Below are 232 nucleotides of genomic sequence, written 5' to 3' on the forward strand. Positions count from 1 at the left end.
ATTTCCAAAAGACGGTTCCGGCCGCATATTTCGGAAGGGTCTTTGCACTGATTTTTTCCATTGTCAAAATGGGTGAACCGCTGTCGGCCGCTGTCTACACAGGGCTTCTGCTGTTGATGAATGCGGATTATATTTTTGCGGCTGTCGGACTGACCCTTACGATCGTTTTTGCTATTTTTTCAGTCAGACAAGGGAGTCAAAGAAATACAGAGAGACAAGCAGATCAATCCGT

At 45.7% G+C, this 232-nt stretch carries 1 protein-coding gene; it reads left to right on the forward strand.

Translation table 11 applies throughout. From position 1 onward, the window contains the following. Window positions 1–232 (forward strand): hypothetical protein (locus SB764_RS45010; RefSeq protein WP_410867437.1); only part of this gene is annotated, 232 nt, incomplete at both ends.

The sequence above is a fragment of the Paraburkholderia sp. SIMBA_027 genome (genome assembly GCF_046535315.1).
GTDB lineage: Bacteria > Pseudomonadota > Gammaproteobacteria > Burkholderiales > Burkholderiaceae > Paraburkholderia > Paraburkholderia tropica.